The sequence below is a fragment of the Aeromonas sp. s13 genome, from assembly GCF_040907905.1.
Lineage (GTDB): Bacteria > Pseudomonadota > Gammaproteobacteria > Enterobacterales > Aeromonadaceae > Aeromonas > Aeromonas veronii.
Genome location: NZ_JBFOCS010000040.1, coordinates 60,587 through 80,418, shown reverse-complemented (window position 1 = coordinate 80,418; position 19,832 = coordinate 60,587). Strand labels below are relative to the sequence as shown.

The window sequence follows — 19,832 nt, the reverse complement described above, 5'->3', positions numbered from 1 at the left end:
AACCATGAAAAAGCACACTATCCTGCTCGGTCTGCTGGTTAGCACCCTGCTGCTGCAAGGCTGCGCAGCCCTGGTTGTTGGCGGCGCCGCAGGGACTGCCAAGGCCTCTGGCGATCGCCGAACCCTGGGCGCGCAGTGGGATGACCAGACCATCGAGTTGAAAGCGGCCAATCTGCTGGCCGACAACAAACCCCTAAGTGCAGCCAGCAAGATCAGCGTCTACAGCAACAATGGCCGCGTACTGCTGGTCGGACAGACACCTTCTGACGTTTACAAGATTGAGGCGGGCAAAATTGTCAGTCGCATCGAAGGGGTCCGCCACGTCTACAACGAATTGCGCATCGGCCAACCTGCCAGTTTCACCACCCGCAGCAATGACTCCTGGATCACCTCCAAGGTGAAAGCCGACATGTTCGGCACCAAGAACTTCGACAGCACCAAGGTCAAGGTGGTCACCGAGAACGGCGAGGTGTTCCTGATTGGTCTGGTGACTCGCCAGGAGGGAGAGCAGGCAGTCAACATCGCCCGCCATGTCACCGGCGTGAAGCGCGTGATCAAGGCCTTCGAATTCGCCCAGAACTAAGCCCGACCGCACATAAAAAAACGCAGCCAATCGGCTGCGTTTTTTATTTGATCACCTTCAGGGTCGGACGACCGCTTGGACGCGGCGGTTCCGGCTCAGGCTCCACCGGCGCTTCAGCCTGCTCCAGCCAGATATCGTAACCCGGCTCAGGCGGGAACATGGTGCCCACGCCGTTCTCCCGGGCATGGATAGCCAGCACGGCCGCCATCGGGATATAGACCTGCTGGGATACCCCGCCAAAACGGGCACTGAAGCTGATAGCCTCGTTATCCATGTGAAATTGCATCACGGCTCGGGGCGCGATATTCAGTACAATTTGCCCGTCCTGAGCAAACTGCATCGGCACCATCACATGGGGAATGTTGACGTTGACCACCAGATGAGGGGTCAGATCGTTGTCCAGCAACCAGTCAAAGAACGCCCGTAACAAGTACGGGCGGCTCGGTGTCATTGTCGGTTCCATGCTCATACGCCAGCACGGATCTCGCGTTCGGCTTCGGTCAGGGAAGCCTGGAAGGACTCACGCTCGAACAGACGAACCATGTAGGCCTTCAGCTCTTTGGCGCCACGACCGGTCAGGTCGATGCCAAGGCTCGGCAGACGCCACAGCAGCGGTGCCATGTAGCAATCCACCAGACCGAACTCTTCGCTCATGAAATAGGGCATTTCACCGAAGATCGGCGCGATGGCCAGCAGGTTGTCACGCAGTTCGTTGCGTGCCGCTTCAGCATCGGTACCGGCCATGATCTTGTCGGCCAGGGAGTACCAGTCCAGCTCGATGCGGTGCATCATCAGACGGCTGTTACCACGGGCAACCGGGTAAACAGGCATCAGGGGCGGATGCGGGAAGCGCTCGTCCAGATACTCCATGATGATGCGCGAGGTGTAGAGCGCCAGCTCACGATCAACCAGGGTTGGTACAGAGTTGTACGGGTTCAGCTCGGCCAGCTCATCCGGCAGATTGGCTGGATCAACCTGGCAGATATCCACGCTAACACCCTTCTCCGCCAGGACAATACGCACCTGATGGCTGAACATATCGTTGGCACCGGAAAACAGCGTCATTACCGAACGCTTATTGGCAGCTACAGCCATTGAACCCTCCCGTCATTAAAAAGCAGAAACGGCAATGAAGCATCTTGGTCTTCATTGCCGTGCATTATATTACCCGTATCTGGTCGCTTAGTGAACGTCGCGCCAGAATTCCTTCTTCAACAGCACAGTGAAGATGAAGAAGATCACGATGAAACCAAGCACCCAGAAGCCCATGCGTTCACGCTCCTGTTGTACCGGTTCAGCCGAGTAGACCAAGAAGTTTACCAGATCCAGTACCGTCTGATCATACTCTTCGTCATCCATTTCACCATTACCGTCAGATTTGATGCTGACAACCTGCTGGGTCTCGATTCCATCGACCGTGTGAGTGACGAACTCGGCACGGGGGGTTCCCTGCAACGGTTCCAACACATGGGGCATACCCACAGACGGGAACACCACATTATTCACCCCAAACGGACGAGTCGGATCCACGTAAAAAGAACGCAGATAGGTGTAAATCCAGTCCGCACCACGTACCCGGGCAACCAGAGTCAGATCCGGAGGGGGAGCACCAAACCACTTGGCGGCATCCTTCTCGGACATGGCGCTCTTCATCAGATCACCCACTTTGGCGCCGGTGAAGATGAGGTTCTCCTTCATCAGCTCCTCTGGGATCTCCAGATCGGCAGCAACCCGGTTGTAGCGTTGATACTGGGTAGAGTGGCAGCCTGCACAATAGTTCATGAAGGTGGCAGCTCCACGTTGCAGGGATGCCTTGTCGCTCAGATCATAATTGGCTTTGTCCAGATGCACGGCCCCAGCATTGGCAAACACCAGTGATGGCAGCAGGGTCAGCACTGCAAATATTATTTTTTTCATTTAAATGTAACCCTCTCCGGCAGCGGCTTGGTGCGTTCGTTTTTGCTGTAGAAGAATAACAGCACGAAGAAACCGAAATAACCCAAGGTACAAATCTGGGCAACCAGCGTCAGGGTCGGCGTCGATGGCAGTACACCCAGCACCCCCAGGATGATAAAGCAGACCACGAACTGGGCGATGTTCAGCTTGTGCAGCTTGCTGCGATAGCGAACAGAACGCACCTTGCAGCGATCCAGCCAGGGCAGCAGGAACAACACCACAATAGAGAGGCCCATCATGATGACGCCAAGCAGCTTGTCAGGTACCGCACGCAGAATCGCGTAGAAGGGGGTGAAGTACCACACAGGCGCGATGTGAGCAGGAGTCTTCAGGCCGTTGGCCACTTCAAAGTTCGGCTTCTCGAGGAAGTAACCCCACATATCCGGCTTGAAGAAAATGATGGCGCAGAAGAAGAACAAGAAGCCAGCCACACCGATCATGTCCTTGACGGTGAAATAAGGGTGGAACGCCACCGCATCCAGCGGCCAGCCGTTTTCGTCCTTGTGCTTCTTGATGTCGATACCATCCGGGTTGTTGGAACCCACTTCGTGCAGCGCCAGAATGTGCATGGCAACCAGCATCACCAGTACCAGCGGCAACGCGATGACATGCAGCGCGAAGAAGCGGTTCAGCGTCGCACCGGAGATCACGTAGTCACCACGGATCCACAGGGTCAGATCGTCACCGATGACCGGAATGGCGCCAAACAGCGAGATGATGACCTGAGCACCCCAGAATGACATCTGGCCCCAGGGCAACAAGTAGCCCATGAAGGCTTCCGCCATCAGCACCAGGAAGATCAGCATGCCGAAGATCCACAGCAGTTCACGAGGCTTCTGATAAGAGCCATAAATCATGCCGCGGAACATGTGCATGTAGACCACGATGAAGAATGCAGACGCACCGGTTGAGTGCATGTAACGCAGCAGCCAGCCGTACTCCACATCGCGCATGATGTACTCCACGGAGGCAAACGCACCTTCCGCAGAGGGGTTGTAGTTCATGGTCAGCCAGATACCGGTGATGATCTGGTTGACCAGCACCAGCATGGCCAGCGAGCCGAAGAAGTACCAGAAGTTCAGGTTCTTCGGTGCCGGATACTTGGCCATGTGGTCGTTGTACATGGCCGTGAGCGGGAATCGATAATCGATCCAGCCCATCAGTTTACTCAACATGGTCAGGCCTCCTTGCCATCGGCACCGACCAGGATGGTGGTGTCATTAATGAATTGATAGGGCGGAATGACCAGGTTCAGCGGTGCAGGCACCCCCTGGAACACACGGCCGGCCATGTCGAACTTGGAGCCATGGCACGGGCAGAAGAAGCCGGACGTAACGCCCTGCACCTGCTCGCCAAAGCTGTCAGGCAGATAGGAAGGTGAACACCCCAAGTGGGTGCAAATACCGACCGCGACAAAAATTTCGGGCTTGATCGATCTGTACCCGTTATGGGCATAGTCAGGCTGCTGCGGCTCTTCAGATGAGGGATCCCGCAGCTTGTCATCATGCGCGGCCAAGGCATCCAGCGTCTGTTTGGTGCGTTTCACCACCCAGACAGGCTTGCCTCGCCACTCGACACGGATGAGCTGACCCGGTTCCAACTTGCTGATATCGACTTCAACCGGCGCACCGGCTGCTTTGGCCTTGGCGCTCGGATTCCATGACTTTATAAACGGCACTGCGGTAAACGCAGCTCCTACCCCACCAACGGCAACCGTTGACCAGGTAAGAAATCTGCGGCGACCGGTATCAACTGGCGCATTGCTCATCCAAAAACTCTCCCATGTGGACTCCGCACATTCTTATAGTGTCCCTGTTCCCCATTTTTCCCGTGACAACAGCGGCGGAAGCTGGATTTACAATTGCCACAGAAAACAGGGGAAATTTTAAAGAAAAGATAACAACTTGACAAGAAAGAGCGGTGAGCAATGAAAACAATAAAGAAACAATTTTTTGTCTTTTGTGACGCGTGGTTAGCATTGATGTCGGTAATATTACCAATAAAAAAAGCCTGGCAACCGCCAGGCTTTTTTGACACTCGAAAGAGTGAGTACCAAAAGCGAATTAACGCTTGGAGTACTGCGGACGCTTACGAGCTTTGTGCAGACCAACTTTCTTACGCTCAACCTTACGGGCATCACGAGTAACAAAGCCAGCTTTACGCAGTTCGGAACGCAGGGTTTCGTCGTACTGCATCAGAGCACGAGTGATACCGTGGCGGATCGCACCAGCTTGACCGGAGATGCCACCACCGTTAACGGTGATGTACAGGTCCAGTTTCTCGGTCATCTCAACCAGTTCCAGCGGCTGACGAACTACCATGCGGGCAGTCGGACGGCCGAAGTACTGCTCCAGGGAGCGCTGGTTGATTACGATCTTGCCGCTACCCGCTTTGATAAATACGCGAGCAGTGGAGCTTTTGCGACGGCCGGTACCGTAGTATTGATTTTCTGCCATGTTGCCAGTTCCCGATTAGATATCCAGTACTTGAGGTTGCTGAGCAGCATGAGCATGCTCGGCGCCTGCGTAAACTTTCAGTTTACGGAACATGGCACGGCCCAGAGGACCTTTCGGCAGCATGCCTTTGACGGCTGCTTCGATTACCATTTCCGGTTTACGCTGAATCAGCTTGTCGAAGCTGATTGACTTGATACCACCCGGGAAGCCGGAGTGAGCGTGGTACATTTTGTCGGTAAATTTCTTACCGGTTACGTGTACCTTCTCAGCGTTTACAACGATGATGTAATCACCGGTGTCAACGTGCGGAGTGTACTCAGCTTTGTGCTTACCACGCAGACGAGCAGCGATCTCGGTTGCGATACGACCCAGAGTTTTACCTTCTGCGTCCACAATGTACCAGTCACGTTTTACGGTTTCTGGCTTGGCAACGAAAGTTTTCATTAAGTTAAACCCAATTACCTGTTACAGACCCAATTGCTTATGGGGGCTCTCCCACAAACAACAAACGATGGCCTACCTGTACCCCTTCGAATACAAGTAAAGCTTAAAGTGTTGCTGTCTTATCGACAGCTGTAACGTGGGCCGGGCGATTATAAGTGAAGTTGCCTTAAATATCACCTGCTAATTTCACTGCCATGAAACCAGCAAATGTCGCCCGGCCCTACCTGCCGCAGATGCCCATCCGACTGGCAGGCGCGGTATTGTGACTAAGGAAGGTGCACTCTGGCAAGGTATTCGTGCGATTGCATTTCCTGAAGCCGCGAAAGACAGCGTTTGAATTCGAAATTCAGCAGCCCTTCGCCGTAGAGTTCTGTCATGGGAACCGCCGCCGACATGATGAGTTTGACGTGCCGTTCGTAGAACTCATCGACCATGGCAATGAAGCGGCGAGCCGCGTCATCCGTGCCTGTGCCCATTGGTTGCACATTGGCCAGCAGAACGGTATGGAACAGCCTGGCCAGCTCGATATAGTCGTTCTGGGAGCGGGGAGTACAGCAAAGTTGCTCAAATTCCATGTAGAGCACCCCTTCCCCCATCCCGAGCGACGCCAGCTGACGATGATTGACCTCGAACGTCCCCTCGCAAGCCGTGTGCCCACCGGTTAATTGCTGAAAATAGTGGTCAAGATTGGCTTTTGCCTGCAAGTCCAGCGGGCAGTGATAAATCTCGGCTTGTTCCAGCGTACGCAGGCGATAGTCGATACCGCCATCCACGTTAAGTACCTCGCAATGGCGCTCGATAAGCTCGATAGCTGGCAGAAAACGGGCTCGCTGCAGCCCGTTGCGATAAAGATCCTGTGGCGGAATATTTGAAGTGGCAACCAGCACGACACCGTGACCAAACAGCTCCTGGAACAGCGTACCCAGCAACATGGCGTCGGTGATGTCGGAGACAAAAAATTCGTCGAAACAGATGATGTCTGTCTCGCTGGCAAGCTTGCTGGCCACCAGCTTGAGGGGATCGGATTGCCCGCTCAGCCCCTGCAGTTCATCGTGAATGCGGTGCATGAAGCGGTGGAAATGGCTGCGCATCTTGCGCGTCCCAGGCAGGTTGTCGAAAAAAGTATCCATCAGCCAGGTCTTGCCTCGGCCCACTCCGCCCCACATATAGATACCGAGGACGGGCTCCGGCGGCTTGGGCTTTTGCAGCCAACCCAGCAACCCTCGAGATCTGGTCGGAGTCGGGCGCCGTAGCAAATCCTGATACAGTCGCTCCAGCCTGCTAATGGCCATCCCCTGCGCGGGGTCGGCCACAAAGCCGGGGCGCAGCAGATCCTGCTGGTATTTTTGCTGCGGTGTCATCCTTGAGCGCCTCTCCAAGTCCCTGAATCGAGGACAAAATGGTATCACGGCCTCAGGACGCACGGTATAGTGCCATCAAGGCATGGCGGTTATGACGACCGCATAAACCCACTCTGTTTTAGCTGTAACAAGGAGCATCTATGAGTCTGTTAACTGGGATCCTGCTGGCTGTCGCGGCCTTGATTATCGGTATCGTTCTCGGCCGTTTTTCGGTACGTAGCCGCGATGCTGGCCGTCTCGAACAGGAACTGAAGAAGGCCCACAAGGAGCTCGAGAGTTATCAGGGCCAGATCAACACCCACTTCGCCGACAGCGCCGCCCTGATGGAGCAACTGGCCGAGCAGTATCAGACCCTCTATCGCCACATGGCCGAGCAGAGCAAATTCCTGGCCAAGGCGCAGGAACCGCTGTTCCGCGAATCATTGGTAGAAGAAGCCCCTGCCAATGTGGCAGAAGAGCCGGGCGTCCCGCCTCGCGACTATGCTGGCGCCTCTTCCGGACTGCTCAAGCAACCAAACTAGTTCCTCGCGGAACTAATTGGCCAGTCCCGTGGTCTGACCTTGACGATTGCAATGCAACTTTTTCTGGGAGCTGTTTTTCATATGCGTAAACCTCTTTCCATGCTCAGTGTGCTAGCCCTCAGTGTCGGTATCGCCATGTCTGCGGCCCCTGCTCAGGCTGCACTGCCTTCCCTGTTAGGTTCAAATCAGGAGATGCCAAGCCTGGCGCCTGTTCTCGAACAGGTCACCCCGGCGGTGGTCAATATCTCGGTTTCTGGCAAAAAAATTACCCGTCAGCGTCTGCCGGAACAGTTCAAGTTCTTCTTCGGCCCCAACATGCCCGATGAACAGGTGAGCGAGCAGCCGTTCCAGGCGCTCGGCTCCGGTGTCATCGTCGATGCCAAGAAGGGTTACGTGATCACCAACGCCCACGTGGTGCACGAGGCGGACGAGATCAAGGTCAACCTGAAGGATGGTCGTGAATATGCGGCCAAGAAGATCGGTGAAGACAAGCAGTCCGACATCGCCCTGCTGCAAATCAAGGCCGAGGATCTGGTACAGATCAAGTTCGCCGACTCCGACGAGCTGCGGGTAGGTGACTATGCGCTGGCCATCGGCAACCCGTTTGGTCTGGGCCAGACCGTCACCTCCGGTATTGTCAGCGCGCTGGGTCGCAGCGGCCTCAACATCGAGAATCTGGAGAACTTCATCCAGACCGATGCGGCCATCAACTCCGGTAACTCCGGCGGCGCCCTGCTCAACCTGCGTGGCGAGCTGATCGGTATCAACACCGCGATTCTGGGCCCGAACGGCGGCAACATTGGCATCGGCTTTGCCATCCCCTCCAACATGGTGCGGGATCTGACCGAGCAGATCGTCAAGTACGGTGAAGTGCGTCGCGGCCAGCTGGGTATTACCGGCACCGAGCTCACCTCCGACATCGCCAAAACCTTCGGTTACAACAAGAAGGATGGTGCCTTCGTCAATCAGGTCATGCCTGATTCGGCGGCCGACAAGGCGGGCATCAAGGCCGGCGATATCATCGTCAGCATCGATGGCAAACCGGTTCGCTCCTTCGGTGAGCTGCGCGCCAAGATCGCTACCATGGGCGCTGGCAAGCAGGTCGAATTGGGGCTGATCCGCGATGGCAAGTCGCAAACTGCCAAAGTGACCCTGAAGCAGGCCGATGACAGCGAAGTACGCGCCAGCGCGCTGCATCCGGCACTGGAAGGGGCCAAGCTGAGCACCACTACCGACCCGGTCTCCGGTGTTGCGGTGGCCGACATTGATCCTCGCTCTCCGGCAGCTGCTTCCGGCCTGCAGAAGGGTGACATAATCATCGGGGTCAACCGCCTGCGCATCAACACCCTGGGCGAGCTGACCAAGGCGCTCAAGAACAAACCTGACGTGCTGGCGCTCAACATCCAGCGTGGCGACTCCTCGCTCTATCTGGTGATCCGCTAACGCTCAAGTTGTTCGCCAACCCCTCTATCACCCGCGGCCTTCACCGCGGGTGATTTTTATCCATCGATAGTGTTATTCTCTGCGCGCAGCCTGTACGGATGAGAATGACATGAAAATCCCCCCTTTAGTCAGTTACTTGGGCAAGTCTGTCGGTTTTGGATTGACCGTCGCGGCGCTGCTGTTGCTGCTGTTTCCCCATTTTCGCGGTGGTGCCCAACTGCCCGGCATCATCACCAATGCCCGTGAACTGAGTTTCTCCTATGCCGCCCATCGGGCAGGCCCTGCCGTCGTCAACATCTACACCCGCAGCTTTGCCCCCAATCAGGGCAATCAGGGGGAACTGCGCCCGCAAGGGCTGGGTTCTGGCGTCATCATGAATCAGCGCGGCTATGTGCTGACCAACTACCACGTCATCGCCGATGCCGACCAGATCATAGTCGCGTTGCAGGATGGTCGGGTCTTCAGTGCCGAGCAGGTCGGCACCGATCAGCTCACCGACCTCGCCGTGCTCTATATCGAGTCAGACAACCTGCCGGTGATCCCGCAGGATCCCGAGCGACTGCCAGAAGTGGGGGATGTGGTGCTCGCCATCGGCAACCCCTACAACGTCGGCCAGACCATCACCCAGGGCATCATCAGTGCGACCGGCCGTACCGGCCTCTCCAGCATGGGACCTGACAGCAATGGCCGTCAGGATCTGCTGCAGACCGATGCCGCCATCAACGAGGGCAACTCGGGTGGCGCGCTGGTCAACGGCCGTGGCGATCTGGTGGGGATCAACACCGCCACCTATCACCTCAACGGCAATCAGGAGAGCTACGGCATCAGCTTCGCCATCCCCTACCGGCTGGCAAAACGGATCATGGATGAGCTGATCGCCAACGGCCGGGTGATCCGCGGCTACCTCGGGATCTCCAGCGTCGAGATCAACCCCATAGTCGCGCGGATGATGAACCTCGGCGACCTGCGTGGCTTGGTGGTGGAGAGTCTGGATCCCAACGGCCCGGCGGCCAAAGGCGGCCTGCAGCGAGGGGATGTGCTGCTCAAGATCAACGGAGAGGCCATCAGTGGCGTACGCAGCGCCATGGACAAGATTGTCGAGAGCCGCCCCGGCACCAAGCTGACCATCTCGGTATTCCGCTCCGGCAAGCCGCTGGAAGTGGTGGTCACCATAGAGGAAGACCTGCGCTATCAGCAGAGAACGGCCAGCTCGAGCGCCACATCGGCCAGCTAGCGTCACTCCTTTTTATGAGAAGGGCGGGAAACCGCCCTTTTCCACATCAGTCCCCTCGGCAACGTCTCTTACCGTGAGATGACTCACAGTTTCCCGCAACGCTTGCCCTGCCCCCGCCCCCCGATTTGTGCGCTACCGATCACACAAAACCAGCTTCAATAAGCACTCCTTTTACCTTTTCAGTATCCAAACGATCACTTCGGGGCCATTTCCTCAGGAATTTCCGCTTCGAATCGGAAAAACGCTGCCTCCTCCACATCGACGCGCAGGCTTAGGGTAACGCCATACCTTCTGCCAGCCTTGGAGAGCAGACATTGCAAACAGAGACTCACGACCAGAACCTGACCCCGAACAGCCCGGAGTTGCTGCGCCAGACCGATCATATCCTCGCGCGCATTTATCCCCTGCTGGCCGAACAGGGCATCATCCCCAACGAGGTGCAACAGCAGATGCTGGCCTCCCATGTCAAAGCCATGGTGTGGCGCTCCCACAGCGGCGAGCCCCTGCCAGAAGTTGACCTCAGCCTGTTTGAAGAGATCTCCCCCCTCTCACTGCGTCTCGCCGAACAGGTCGTCAGCTGGCTGGATCAGCTTGCTTATGAGGAGGCACACCTCTTGTCCGTCCATTTTGAAGTCGCCAAAGAAAACGAACTCAGCTCGGTGCAGAACCAGTAACTCAAGGAGAAATCGATATGACAGCCATCAAACTCGTAATCGGAGATCGTCTCGGCAAGGGTCAGAAAGTGGGTGCAGGCGCGGAAGCTGCCGGGGCCAACGTGACCATCATCCCCGGCATGGCCGCTGACATGAAGCTCGGCGACGTGATGAACAAGGAGCAGGCGGATCTCGGCATCTCCTTCTGCGGTAGCGGCGGCGCCGGGGCGATCACCGCCCAGACCAAGTACGGCTACAAGTGCCGCTACGGCATGCGCTCTGTTGAAGAGGGCGTCACCGCCATCAACGAAGGGTGCGTGGTGCTGGGCTTCGGTTTCATGGACAAGGAAGAGCTGGGCCAGAAGCTGGTCGAAGCCTTCGCCAAAAAGCACGGACGCGCCTGATGAAAGAGAACTTCACCACCCAGGTCATCGTCAACGGCAAGGGGACGACCCGCCAGCAGGCGTTTGCCTCCGCCCTCAGCCAGGTGCAACCCACACTGCTCAAGGACAACCAGCAGGTACTGCTGCGCATTGAGCCGGTTGATGTAAAGGTGCTCAAAGCCGAGGAGTCGGTCCGGGTGGAGAAGTTCCTGTTCTTCTTCCTGCCGCGCCAGCGCCGCGAATACCGCGTCCAGCTGGAGATCAAGGTTCAGGTGACCAGTCTGGATGTCGCCAAGGTGACATTCACCCAGGTGTGATGCCTGCGCAGGCACAACCCCACAAGAAGGATACGTTGGATGTTTCTAATCATTTTTATCAAGTCACTCATCATTGGCGGCCTGGTTGGCGTCGGGGTGGGGGCCGGCGCGGCGCGGATGTTCCACGCACCGACCGTACAGGGCATGGGTGCCTTCCGCACCTTGGGCGAACTCAACTCCTGCGAGGGGGATCCCGCTTCCCACTTCTCGTTTGGTCTGGGCTTCTTCTTCAACGCCTGGGCCTCCACCGTGGCGGCAGGCGCCTTCACCCAGGATGTGGATCACCGCATCATCCCGCACTGGGCCACGGCGGCACTGCTGTTCAAAAATCGGGATCTCGCCACCACTCTGCACGACCCGAAAAAGATGGCCATCGCCGGCGGCATCATAGGTGCCATCGTGGTTGCCTTCCTCAACAGCACGGCCGCAGCCGTCCCGGCCGCCCTGCAGGTCACTGCGGTCAAGGTGCTGGTACCGGCAGCCAACCTGCTGGTCAACACCGTTATGCCGGTGATCTTCTGGCTCGCTGCCATCGAAGCGGGCAAGAAGTCCGGTTTCTGGGCCACCATCTTCGGCGGTCTGGCACAGCTCATCATGGGCAACGCGGTACCGGGTCTGGTGCTCGGCATCCTGATCGGCAAGGGCGTGGAAGAGAGCGGCTGGAACCATGTCACCAAGGTGATGATGGCAGCCATCGTCCTGCTGTTCGTGCTAAGCGGCTTCTTCCGCGGCTTTGACATGAAACTGATTGAATCCTTCCATATGGGTGTCCCCCTCTGGCTGGAAAACGTCCATAACCTGCTGAGCGGCAAATAAGGGGTCACACCATGGATGAGAAACTGAAAAACAACTTCTGGTACGCCGACTGGTCATTCCCCATCTTCGTCGGCCTGCTCTCGGCCGGGGTCTTTGCCGGTACCCATATGTTCTATCTGTACGGGGTTGGTGCCTTCAACGAGGTAGCCTTCGTCGCCATGCTGAAAGCCGGAATGGACACGGGTGCCTACGGCGCGGTAGCCGCGTTCGGTGCCAGCTTCCTGTTCGCCCGCATCATCGAGGGATCCCTGGTGGGGATCCTGGATATCGGCGGCGCCATCCAGACCGGGGTCGGCCTCGGAGTGCCAGCCCTGCTGCTGGGGGCTGGCATCGTCTATCCGGTGGAGAACTTCGGTGCCTCGCTGGCAACCGGCATGGGGATTGGTCTGGCCATCGGCTACGTCATCATTCTGGCGCGCAAGTTCACCATCAACCAGAGCCACTCCACTTACGGTGCTGACGTGATGATGGGCGCTGGCAACAGCTCTGGCCGCTTCCTCGGCCCCCTCATCATCCTCTCCGCCATGGGCGCTTCCATCCCAATCGGTATCGGTTCCCTGCTGGGTGCGCTGCTGTTCTACGTGTGGGGCAAGCCCATCACCGGCGGTGCCATCCTGGGAGCCATGCTGCTGGGTACCTTCTTCCCGGTCGCCCTTGTGTAAGTACCAGCCGCCCTGCGGGGCGGCTCGCCAGAGGTTATCAGCATGTACGACATCATCATCAGGGCGGGGCGGCTGGGAGATGGCCAGCTCGTCGATATTGCCATCAGGGAGGGCAAAATCGCTGCCATCGGCTCCCTGCCGGAGACGGCAACGGCGCGGCAGATCCTGGATCTCGGCGGCCGGGTGCATGTGAGCGCTGGCTGGATCGATGGCCACACCCACTGCTACCCCGACTCCCCCATCTATCACGATGAGCCGGACAAGGTGGGCGTAGAGTCCGGCGTCACCACCGTCATCGACGCGGGCAGCACCGGAGCCGACGATGTGGATAACTTCCAGCAGATCGCTGCGGGCTGCAAGACCCGGGTGCATGCCCTGCTCAACATCTCCCGCATCGGTCTGCTACGCCAGAACGAGCTGGCGGATAGCCGGGACCTCGATATGGATCTCGCCTCGGCAGCCATTCGTCGCCATCCCGATTTTATTGTCGGCATTAAGGCGCGGATGAGCGGCAGCGTGGTCGGTGAAAATGGCCTGCAACCACTGCGCATGGCCAAGGCGCTGCAACAGGCCCACGACCAGCTACCACTGATGGTGCACGTGGGCAACACGCCGCCGGATCTGGACGAGATAGTTGCCTTGCTGGGAGATGGCGATCTGCTGACCCACTGCTTCAACGGCAAGCCCAACCGCATCCTGACTCCGGCTGGCGAGCTGCGGGTCGCGGTGCGCGAGGCGATGAAACGGGGCCTGTTGCTCGACATCGGCCACGGCGGCGCCAGCTTCAGCTTCGAGGTGGCGGAGCTGGCTATCCGACAGGGGATCCTGCCCCGCACCATCAGCTCCGACATCTACTGCAAGAACCGCATCAAGGGGCCGGTCTACAGTCTGGCCCACGTGATGTCGAAGTTTCTCGCCATCGGCATGACGCTGGAGCAGGTGCTCGCCTGTGTCACCCATCAAGCGGCCGATGCCCTGCGCCTTTCCGGCAAGGGGCGGCTTGAGGTGGGCGCCGATGCCGACCTGACCCTGTTCGAGGTCGCCAGCGGCCCGACCCTGTTTATGGATACCGAAGCCCAGTCCCGCAGCGGTGACCAACAACTGCAGCCTCTCGCCGCCCTGGTCGGTGGCGAACTGGTTCTGACTCACTATGGGAAATCACACCATGCCTTCTGTTTATGAGAAATATCAACTCAAACCGGTGATCAACGCCTCCGGGCGCATGACCATTCTCGGCGTCTCCACCCCCGAGCAGGAGGTGGTCGATGCGGTCAATTTTGGCCTGGGCCACTACTTCGAGGTCAAGGATCTGGTCAACAAGACCGGCGCCTATCTGGCTGGTTTACTGGATGTGGAAGATGCGGTGGTGGTCTCCTGCGCCAGCGCCGGCATCGCCCAGTCAGTCGCCGCCATGATAGTGCGCGGCGATCCCTATCGCCTCGAGTACCTGCATACTCATCACCATGAGGTGCCGAGTGAAATCGTGCTGCCCAAGGGGCATAACGTCAACTTCGGCGCCCCGGTCGGTACCATGGTCAATCTGGGTGGCGGCAAAGTAGTGGAAGCCGGTTACGCCAACGAGTGCACCCCTTCCCAGCTGGCCGCTGCCATCAATGCCAACACAGCAGCCATCCTCTACATCAAATCCCACCACTGCGTACAGAAGAGCATTCTGTCGGTGGCAGAGGCCGCCGAGGTCGCCAAGACCCACGGGCTCCCGCTCATCGTCGATGCGGCTGCTGAAGAGGATCTGCGCCTCTACTACAACCAGGGAGCGGATCTGGTCATCTACAGCGGCGCCAAGGCCATTGAAGGGCCCACCAGCGGGCTGGTGCTCGGCAAGCGTCAGTACGTGGAGTGGGTCAAACAGCAGGCCAATGGCATCGGTCGCGCCATGAAAGTGGGCAAGGAGGGGATCCTCGGCCTGACCCACGCCATCGAGCGCTATCTGGCCAAAGAGAAAGAGAGCGGCGCCGCCATGGTCGCCAAGATGAGCCCCTTCATCGAACGCCTAAACCAGCTGCCCGGCGTCACCGCCAAGGTGGTGTGGGACAGCGCAGGACGCGACATTGCCCGCACCGATATCGCCTTTGACCACCAGCAGCTCGGCATGACCACAGTGCAGGTCGTCACCCGTCTGCAACAGGGCACGCCTGCCATCTACTGCCGCGGCTACAAGGCCAACGAGGGGCATATCGAGATCGATGTGCGCAGCGTCACCGTGCCCCAGCTAGACCAAATCCACTCCGCCATTGCCAACCTCGTTCAGGAGAATCGCTGATGTCCCTTACTCCCAACTACTACCGTGATCGGGTCTGTCTCAACGTGCTGGCAGGTTCCAAAGATAATGCCGTCGAGGTGTACGACGCAGCCGAAGGCCACGTGCTGGTCGGTGTGCTCTCCAAAAACTACCCGGATATCTCCTCCGCGGTGGCCGACATGCGGGCTTACGCCAAGCTCATCGATAACGCCCTCTCCATCGGTCTGGGTGCCGGTGATCCGCGCCAATCCGCCATGGTGGCCGAGCTGGCCTGCCAGCTGCAGCCCCAGCATGTCAACCAGGTGTTCACTGGCGTTGGCGCCAGCAGGGCGCTGCTCGGCCAGTCGGAAACGCTGGTTAACGGCCTGATCTCCCCCACCGGCATGCCGGGCATGGTGAAGATCTCCACCGGCCCGCTCAGCGCCGGACAGCCGGACGGGATTGTCCCCATCGATACCGCCATCGCCCTGCTCAAGGACATGGGTGGCAGCTCGGTCAAGTTCTTCCCCATGGGCGGGCTGGCCTGCCGAGACGAGTATCAGGCGGTGGCCGAGGCTTGTGCCCGCCACGGCTTCTGGCTGGAGCCGACTGGCGGCATCGATCTGGAGAACTTCGAGGAGATAGTGCGGATTGCGCTGGATGCCGGGGTCGAGAAGGTGATCCCCCACGTCTACAGCTCCATCATCGACAGCGCGAGCGGTCAGACCCGTCCTGATGATGTACGGACTCTTCTGGCCATAGTGAAACGACTGTTGGCGTGATGGTAGTCACGGGCACCGGTTCAATCACTGACCGGTGCCTGGCTTGTTGATGACCCACTTGTTAACATCGACCCTTTATCTCGCAACAGGAGTCTTGCATACCCCCTATGATCAAGCTGCCACACCCCAGGCTCCATCAACTGCTGATCCAGCTCCACGCCGAACCGCTGCCACAGGAGGAGCTGGCTCGCCGCCTCAATGTCTCCACCCGCACGGTGCGCACCGATGTGGCGACCCTCAACGAACTGATTGCCACGCACGGCGCTCACCTGATCCACCAGCGTGGCAGCGGCTACCAGCTGAAAATCTACAATCAGGGACTGTTCGAGGCTCTGCTGGCCGCCCAGGGTCAGGATAGCGGCCTGCCACGCACCAGCCGAGAGCGGGTGCTGCACCTGCAGATCCTGCTATTGACGGCAGAGCAGGGGATCAAGCTCGATGAGCTGGCTGATACCTGGTATCTGAGCCGGGCGGCACTGCAGGGGGATATGGCGGAAGTCCGTGAGCAACTCAGCCACTTCAGGCTCAGCGTCGAGAGCAAACCCCGCCTGGGGATGCGCATTCAGGGGGAGGAGACGGCGATCCGGGCCTGTTTGACCCAACTGCTCTATCAGGAGTTGCTGCACAACAACCAGTTGCAAACCCTGTTGCCCAACCTTTGCCCCAGCAAGACGATGGAGGTAGTGGGCAATCATATCCATGCCCAGCTTGCCCGACATCAGCTGCGTCTCGCTGACGAGAGCCTGCAGCAGCTCGCCATCTACTGCGCAGTTGCCCTGCTGCGTCAGGCATCCGGTCACGAGTTGCGCCACTTCGCCAGCGAGGATCTGACTCTGCCGCTGCTGGCAGTATCTCGCGATATATATGCGGTATTGCCCACCCTGACGCCCCCCGTAGAGGACGAGATCGCCGGTCTCGCCATCCAGATCCAGGCGCGCCTGATTGCCGATACTCCCCAGCTCAGCCCGGCGATGGCCGCCGAGAGCGAACAGCTGGTGGAGCATCTGCTGACCTACATTCATCAACACTACCCTTACGACCTGCGAGGCGACCAACAGCTGCGGGCCGACCTGCAAACCCATATCAGCGCCATGCTGCTACGGGTCAAATACCAGATAGGCAACCACAACCCGCTGGCCGATCACATCAAGCAGTACTATCCCCTCGCCTACGACATCACGCTGGCGGCCATTTCGGAGTGGATCAAGCAGACCCCCTACCGATTGACCCACCACGAGATCGGCTATCTGGTGATCCATATCGGGGTCGGGCTGGAGCGCCATTACGATATCGGCTATACCCGCCGCCCGCAGGCGCTATTGCTTTGCGATGCGGGCAACGCCACCTTCCGGGTGCTGGAAGCACGCATCAAGCGGGAGTATCCCCAGTTGCAGCTGACCACGCTGGAGTCAGTGCGGGATTACGAAGGTCTGGCGCAGATCGCACAGGACTTTGTCATCAGTACCGTCAAGGTGAACGAAAAAAACGCTCCCGTGGTACTCGTTGCCCCCTTCCCGACCCAATACCAGCTGGAGCAGCTTGGCAAGCTGGTGCTGATCGACCGCACCCGCCCCTACATGCTCGACAAATATTTCGATGCCGACCACTTCATGGTGGTCACAGAACCCCTTACCCAGGCCGAACTGTTTGCCCGCATCTGTGATCAGCTGGAGGCGGAAGATCTGGTGGAGAGCGGCTTCAGAGCCTCACTGCAGGAGCGGGAGCGGATCGTATCCACCATGTTGGGAGAAGGGATCGCCCTGCCCCACTCCCTCGGTCTGCTGGCGCGCCGCACTCTGGTTTACACCGTGCTGGCCCCGCAGGGGATTGACTGGGGGAATGGTGAAATCGCGACGCTCATCTTCGTGCTGGCCATCAGCAAGGCCGACTACGAGGAGGCGATGGGTCTCTACGACCTGTTTCTGGCACTGATGAACGAAAAAGCCAGCAGGAATCTGCTGGCTTGTCGCGATTTTGCCAGCTTCAAAGCGCTGGCGCGTACCGGTTCATAACATAAAACGAGGAGTGACTACTCCTCGTTGAAGCCGGAGGTGAACAGCTCAACCACGGCGGCCAGGGCCTCGACCTCTTCGGGGCCCTCAACCTGTACTTCCACCTGCCGCCCTTGCGCCGAATCCAGCATCAGCAGGCCGATGATGCTGTCAGCATCGGCCTCCACACCATCTTCATTGCGCAGCAGCACGTGAGCATCGAAACCCTGCACCAGCTCGAACAGCATCATGGCTGGTCTGGCATGAATACCCAGCTTGTTTTTCACTTCAACCGAGGCGGAAACAGTCATCGGGTCGTCCTATTGGTCCGTCAGGATTGGGGGGCACTCTTGTCGAGAGTGCGGTGGCGGATCTGCACGTTCTTGCCGAGCAAACGGAATGCACTGGCCAGCCGTTCTGCAATAAAGACCGAGCGGTGCTGACCGCCGGTGCAACCGATGCCGACCGTGAGGTAGCTGCGATTGTTGCGCTCCAGATGGGGCAACCAGGTCGCCAGCATATTTTCGATCTGCTGGGTAAACAGCATCACGTCAGCCTGCGCCGAGAGGTAGTTGGCGACCGGCTCATCCTTGCCGGTAAACGGCTTGAGCTCGGGGATCCAGTGCGGATTGGGCAGGAAGCGGGCATCGAACACGAAGTCGGCATCCTTGGGAATGCCGTACTTGAAACCGAACGACTCGAACACCAGCACCAGCTCGTTCTCTTTCTTGCCGAGTACCCGGGTTTTGATGAGCTCGCTCAGGTCGTGAATGCTGAGGGTGGTGGTGTCGATGCGCAGGTCAGCGGTCGAGGAGATGGGCGCCAGCAGGTGGGTCTCCTCCCGAATCGCCTCATCCAGCGACAGCTTGTTGCGTGAGAGGGGGTGCAAGCGGCGGCTCTCGCCATAGCGCTTGAGCAGGGTGCCATTGTCGGCGTCGAAGAAGAAGCTGGAGAACTCAACCCGCCCCTCATTGCGCACTTGAGCCAGCAGATGTTCCAGTTTCTCCGGATCGCTCGGCAGGTTGCGCACATCGATGCTGACCGCCAGCTTGTCATACTCGCTCTCCACCGAGACAATCAGCTGGGGCAGCAGATTGACCGGCAGGTTGTCCACACAGTAGTAACCCAGATCTTCCAGCACTCGCAGGGCTACCGTTTTACCGGAGCCCGAACGTCCACTTACCACGATTAACTGCATCTTGTTCCCTCACGCCAAAACGGGTGTTTCATCCTTGGCCTGCTGTCAGGCCGAGGTCATGATCTGATAGAGCTCTTCGTCGCTGGTTGCCTGACGCAACTGGCGGCAAACCACCTTGTCACCCAGCTTGGAAGCCATCAGAGAAAGGGTCTTCAGATGCTGCTTGCACTCGCTTTCCGGCACCAGCAAGGCAAACAGCAGGTCAACCGGTTGATTGTCGATGGAGTCGAAAGGAATAGGGTCGGCAAAGGTCATCAGGATCGCGGTTGGCGGGAACTCATCGTCAATGCGACCGTGGGGGATTGCAATACCTGCACCGATCCCGGTACTACCCATTTTTTCGCGGGCCAGCAAGCATTCAAACAGCGCCTGGCGGGAGGTGCCAAGGCGTTCGGCGGCCAGCTCGCTGATGATTTCGAGTGCGCGTTTCTTGCTGGTACAAGGGACTGCACTCTTGGTGCAGTCCCGACTCAGTATGTGTTCAAGTTGCATGGTTATTTTTTATTTAACTTATCTTTGTGCTTGATGATCTGCCTGTCCAGCTTGTCGAGCAAGGTGTCTATCGCAGCATACATATCGGCATGTTCAGAGTTGGCAAACACTTCGCCACCGCTGACATGTAATTTGGCTTCCGCTATCTGGTTCAGTTTTTCCACGCTAAGCACCACATGAACATTGTTGATGTGGTCGAAGTGACGCTCGAGTTTGGCAAATTTGTTATTCACATAATCACGCAGAGCTTCGGTGATCTCGACATGGTGTCCGGTCAGGTTAATTTGCATAACATCATCCT

General features: G+C 58.2%; 25 protein-coding genes. 13 read left to right on the top strand and 12 right to left on the bottom strand.

Features of this window, described 5'->3' with window-relative positions:
• Positions 1 to 4: 4 nt before the first annotated feature.
• Positions 5 to 583 carry a division/outer membrane stress-associated lipid-binding lipoprotein gene (gene dolP / locus AB5Y82_RS06990; protein WP_005336277.1) on the top strand — a complete coding sequence of 193 codons (579 nt, stop codon included), beginning with the start codon at positions 5 to 7 and terminating at the stop codon, positions 581 to 583.
• Positions 584 to 626: 43 nt separating this feature from the next.
• Here the strand turns inward: dolP and AB5Y82_RS06985 are convergent, their stop codons facing one another.
• The 8 genes from AB5Y82_RS06985 to zapE form a co-directional block, all read right to left on the bottom strand.
• On the bottom strand, positions 627 to 1,052 hold the full coding sequence (locus AB5Y82_RS06985; RefSeq protein ID WP_005336278.1) for a ClpXP protease specificity-enhancing factor: 426 nt from the start codon (positions 1,050 to 1,052) through the stop codon (positions 627 to 629).
• Positions 1,049 to 1,678 carry a stringent starvation protein SspA gene (gene sspA, locus AB5Y82_RS06980; RefSeq protein ID WP_005336279.1) on the bottom strand — a complete coding sequence of 210 codons (630 nt, stop codon included), beginning with the start codon at positions 1,676 to 1,678 and terminating at the stop codon, positions 1,049 to 1,051. The genes AB5Y82_RS06985 and sspA overlap by 4 nt, the downstream gene beginning before the upstream one ends.
• 87 nt (positions 1,679 to 1,765) lie before the next feature.
• On the bottom strand, positions 1,766 to 2,500 hold the full coding sequence (locus AB5Y82_RS06975) for a cytochrome c1 (protein WP_111899817.1): 735 nt from the start codon (positions 2,498 to 2,500) through the stop codon (positions 1,766 to 1,768).
• Positions 2,497 to 3,714, bottom strand: coding sequence for a cytochrome bc complex cytochrome b subunit (locus AB5Y82_RS06970; RefSeq protein WP_040068842.1), 1,218 nt, complete (start codon positions 3,712 to 3,714; stop codon positions 2,497 to 2,499). Before AB5Y82_RS06970 ends, AB5Y82_RS06975 begins: the two co-directional genes overlap by 4 nt.
• Positions 3,715 to 3,716: 2 nt before the next feature.
• Complete coding sequence (gene petA / locus AB5Y82_RS06965; RefSeq protein ID WP_040068840.1) at positions 3,717 to 4,307, bottom strand: ubiquinol-cytochrome c reductase iron-sulfur subunit; 591 nt, start codon at positions 4,305 to 4,307, stop codon at positions 3,717 to 3,719.
• A gap of 295 nt (positions 4,308 to 4,602) precedes the next feature.
• Positions 4,603 to 4,995, bottom strand: coding sequence for a 30S ribosomal protein S9 (gene rpsI / locus AB5Y82_RS06960; protein ID WP_005336286.1), 393 nt, complete (start codon positions 4,993 to 4,995; stop codon positions 4,603 to 4,605).
• Positions 4,996 to 5,010: 15 nt separating this feature from the next.
• A complete protein-coding gene (gene rplM, locus AB5Y82_RS06955) occupies positions 5,011 to 5,439 on the bottom strand; it encodes a 50S ribosomal protein L13 (RefSeq protein ID WP_005336289.1) in 429 nt (142 codons plus the stop codon).
• A gap of 266 nt (positions 5,440 to 5,705) precedes the next feature.
• Positions 5,706 to 6,800, bottom strand: coding sequence for a cell division protein ZapE (gene zapE, locus AB5Y82_RS06950; protein ID WP_111899815.1), 1,095 nt, complete (start codon positions 6,798 to 6,800; stop codon positions 5,706 to 5,708).
• A 140-nt stretch (positions 6,801 to 6,940) separates the two neighbouring features.
• Between zapE and AB5Y82_RS06945 the strand changes: the two genes are divergently transcribed.
• The 12 genes from AB5Y82_RS06945 to AB5Y82_RS06890 all read left to right on the top strand — a co-directional run bounded on the left by AB5Y82_RS06945 (position 6,941) and on the right by AB5Y82_RS06890 (position 17,862).
• On the top strand, positions 6,941 to 7,321 hold the full coding sequence (locus AB5Y82_RS06945) for a YhcB family protein (protein WP_005356646.1): 381 nt from the start codon (positions 6,941 to 6,943) through the stop codon (positions 7,319 to 7,321).
• Between the two features lie 81 nt (positions 7,322 to 7,402).
• Positions 7,403 to 8,764 carry a Do family serine endopeptidase gene (locus tag AB5Y82_RS06940; RefSeq protein ID WP_005336295.1) on the top strand — a complete coding sequence of 454 codons (1,362 nt, stop codon included), beginning with the start codon at positions 7,403 to 7,405 and terminating at the stop codon, positions 8,762 to 8,764.
• A 109-nt stretch (positions 8,765 to 8,873) separates the two neighbouring features.
• Positions 8,874 to 9,998, top strand: a complete 1,125-nt coding sequence (degS, locus tag AB5Y82_RS06935; protein WP_368173798.1) for an outer membrane-stress sensor serine endopeptidase DegS — start codon at positions 8,874 to 8,876, stop codon at positions 9,996 to 9,998.
• Between the two features lie 314 nt (positions 9,999 to 10,312).
• Entirely contained in the window at positions 10,313 to 10,672 is a 360-nt protein-coding gene (locus AB5Y82_RS06930) for a transcriptional regulator (RefSeq protein ID WP_368173797.1), read from the top strand.
• Positions 10,673 to 10,689: 17 nt separating this feature from the next.
• A complete protein-coding gene (locus tag AB5Y82_RS06925) occupies positions 10,690 to 11,055 on the top strand; it encodes an SFCGS family glycine-rich protein (protein WP_005355141.1) in 366 nt (121 codons plus the stop codon).
• Entirely contained in the window at positions 11,055 to 11,351 is a 297-nt protein-coding gene (locus AB5Y82_RS06920; protein WP_245148008.1) for a DUF4312 family protein, read from the top strand. Before AB5Y82_RS06925 ends, AB5Y82_RS06920 begins: the two co-directional genes overlap by 1 nt.
• Positions 11,352 to 11,390: 39 nt before the next feature.
• On the top strand, positions 11,391 to 12,167 hold the full coding sequence (locus AB5Y82_RS06915; RefSeq protein WP_005341754.1) for a DUF4311 domain-containing protein: 777 nt from the start codon (positions 11,391 to 11,393) through the stop codon (positions 12,165 to 12,167).
• A gap of 11 nt (positions 12,168 to 12,178) precedes the next feature.
• Positions 12,179 to 12,829 (top strand): DUF4310 family protein, encoded by a 651-nt coding sequence (locus tag AB5Y82_RS06910; protein WP_368173796.1) that lies wholly within the window; start codon positions 12,179 to 12,181, stop codon positions 12,827 to 12,829.
• 42 nt (positions 12,830 to 12,871) lie between these two features.
• Positions 12,872 to 14,011 (top strand): amidohydrolase/deacetylase family metallohydrolase, encoded by a 1,140-nt coding sequence (locus tag AB5Y82_RS06905; protein ID WP_368173795.1) that lies wholly within the window; start codon positions 12,872 to 12,874, stop codon positions 14,009 to 14,011.
• Positions 13,995 to 15,110, top strand: a complete 1,116-nt coding sequence (locus AB5Y82_RS06900) for a DgaE family pyridoxal phosphate-dependent ammonia lyase (protein ID WP_111899813.1) — start codon at positions 13,995 to 13,997, stop codon at positions 15,108 to 15,110. The genes AB5Y82_RS06905 and AB5Y82_RS06900 overlap by 17 nt, the downstream gene beginning before the upstream one ends.
• Complete coding sequence (locus AB5Y82_RS06895) at positions 15,110 to 15,850, top strand: KDGP aldolase family protein (protein ID WP_058058617.1); 741 nt, start codon at positions 15,110 to 15,112, stop codon at positions 15,848 to 15,850. The genes AB5Y82_RS06900 and AB5Y82_RS06895 overlap by 1 nt, the downstream gene beginning before the upstream one ends.
• A 107-nt stretch (positions 15,851 to 15,957) precedes the next feature.
• The gene (locus tag AB5Y82_RS06890) at positions 15,958 to 17,862 is read left to right on the top strand and encodes a transcription antiterminator (protein ID WP_058057522.1); all 1,905 of its coding nucleotides are present in this window, start codon (positions 15,958 to 15,960) and stop codon (positions 17,860 to 17,862) included.
• A 17-nt stretch (positions 17,863 to 17,879) separates the two neighbouring features.
• On the opposite strand, the gene npr is transcribed toward AB5Y82_RS06890, so the two are convergent.
• From npr to hpf, 4 genes are read right to left on the bottom strand one after another with little or no spacing between them, the layout of a single operon-like run.
• A complete protein-coding gene (gene npr / locus AB5Y82_RS06885; protein ID WP_005336318.1) occupies positions 17,880 to 18,152 on the bottom strand; it encodes a PTS phosphocarrier protein NPr in 273 nt (90 codons plus the stop codon).
• Positions 18,153 to 18,172: 20 nt separating this feature from the next.
• Positions 18,173 to 19,039 (bottom strand): RNase adapter RapZ, encoded by an 867-nt coding sequence (gene rapZ / locus AB5Y82_RS06880; protein ID WP_111899812.1) that lies wholly within the window; start codon positions 19,037 to 19,039, stop codon positions 18,173 to 18,175.
• 45 nt (positions 19,040 to 19,084) lie between these two features.
• A complete protein-coding gene (gene ptsN, locus AB5Y82_RS06875; protein WP_111899811.1) occupies positions 19,085 to 19,531 on the bottom strand; it encodes a PTS IIA-like nitrogen regulatory protein PtsN in 447 nt (148 codons plus the stop codon).
• A gap of 2 nt (positions 19,532 to 19,533) precedes the next feature.
• Positions 19,534 to 19,821, bottom strand: coding sequence for a ribosome hibernation promoting factor (gene hpf / locus AB5Y82_RS06870; protein WP_005336323.1), 288 nt, complete (start codon positions 19,819 to 19,821; stop codon positions 19,534 to 19,536).
• Between the last annotated feature and the right edge of the window lie 11 nt (positions 19,822 to 19,832).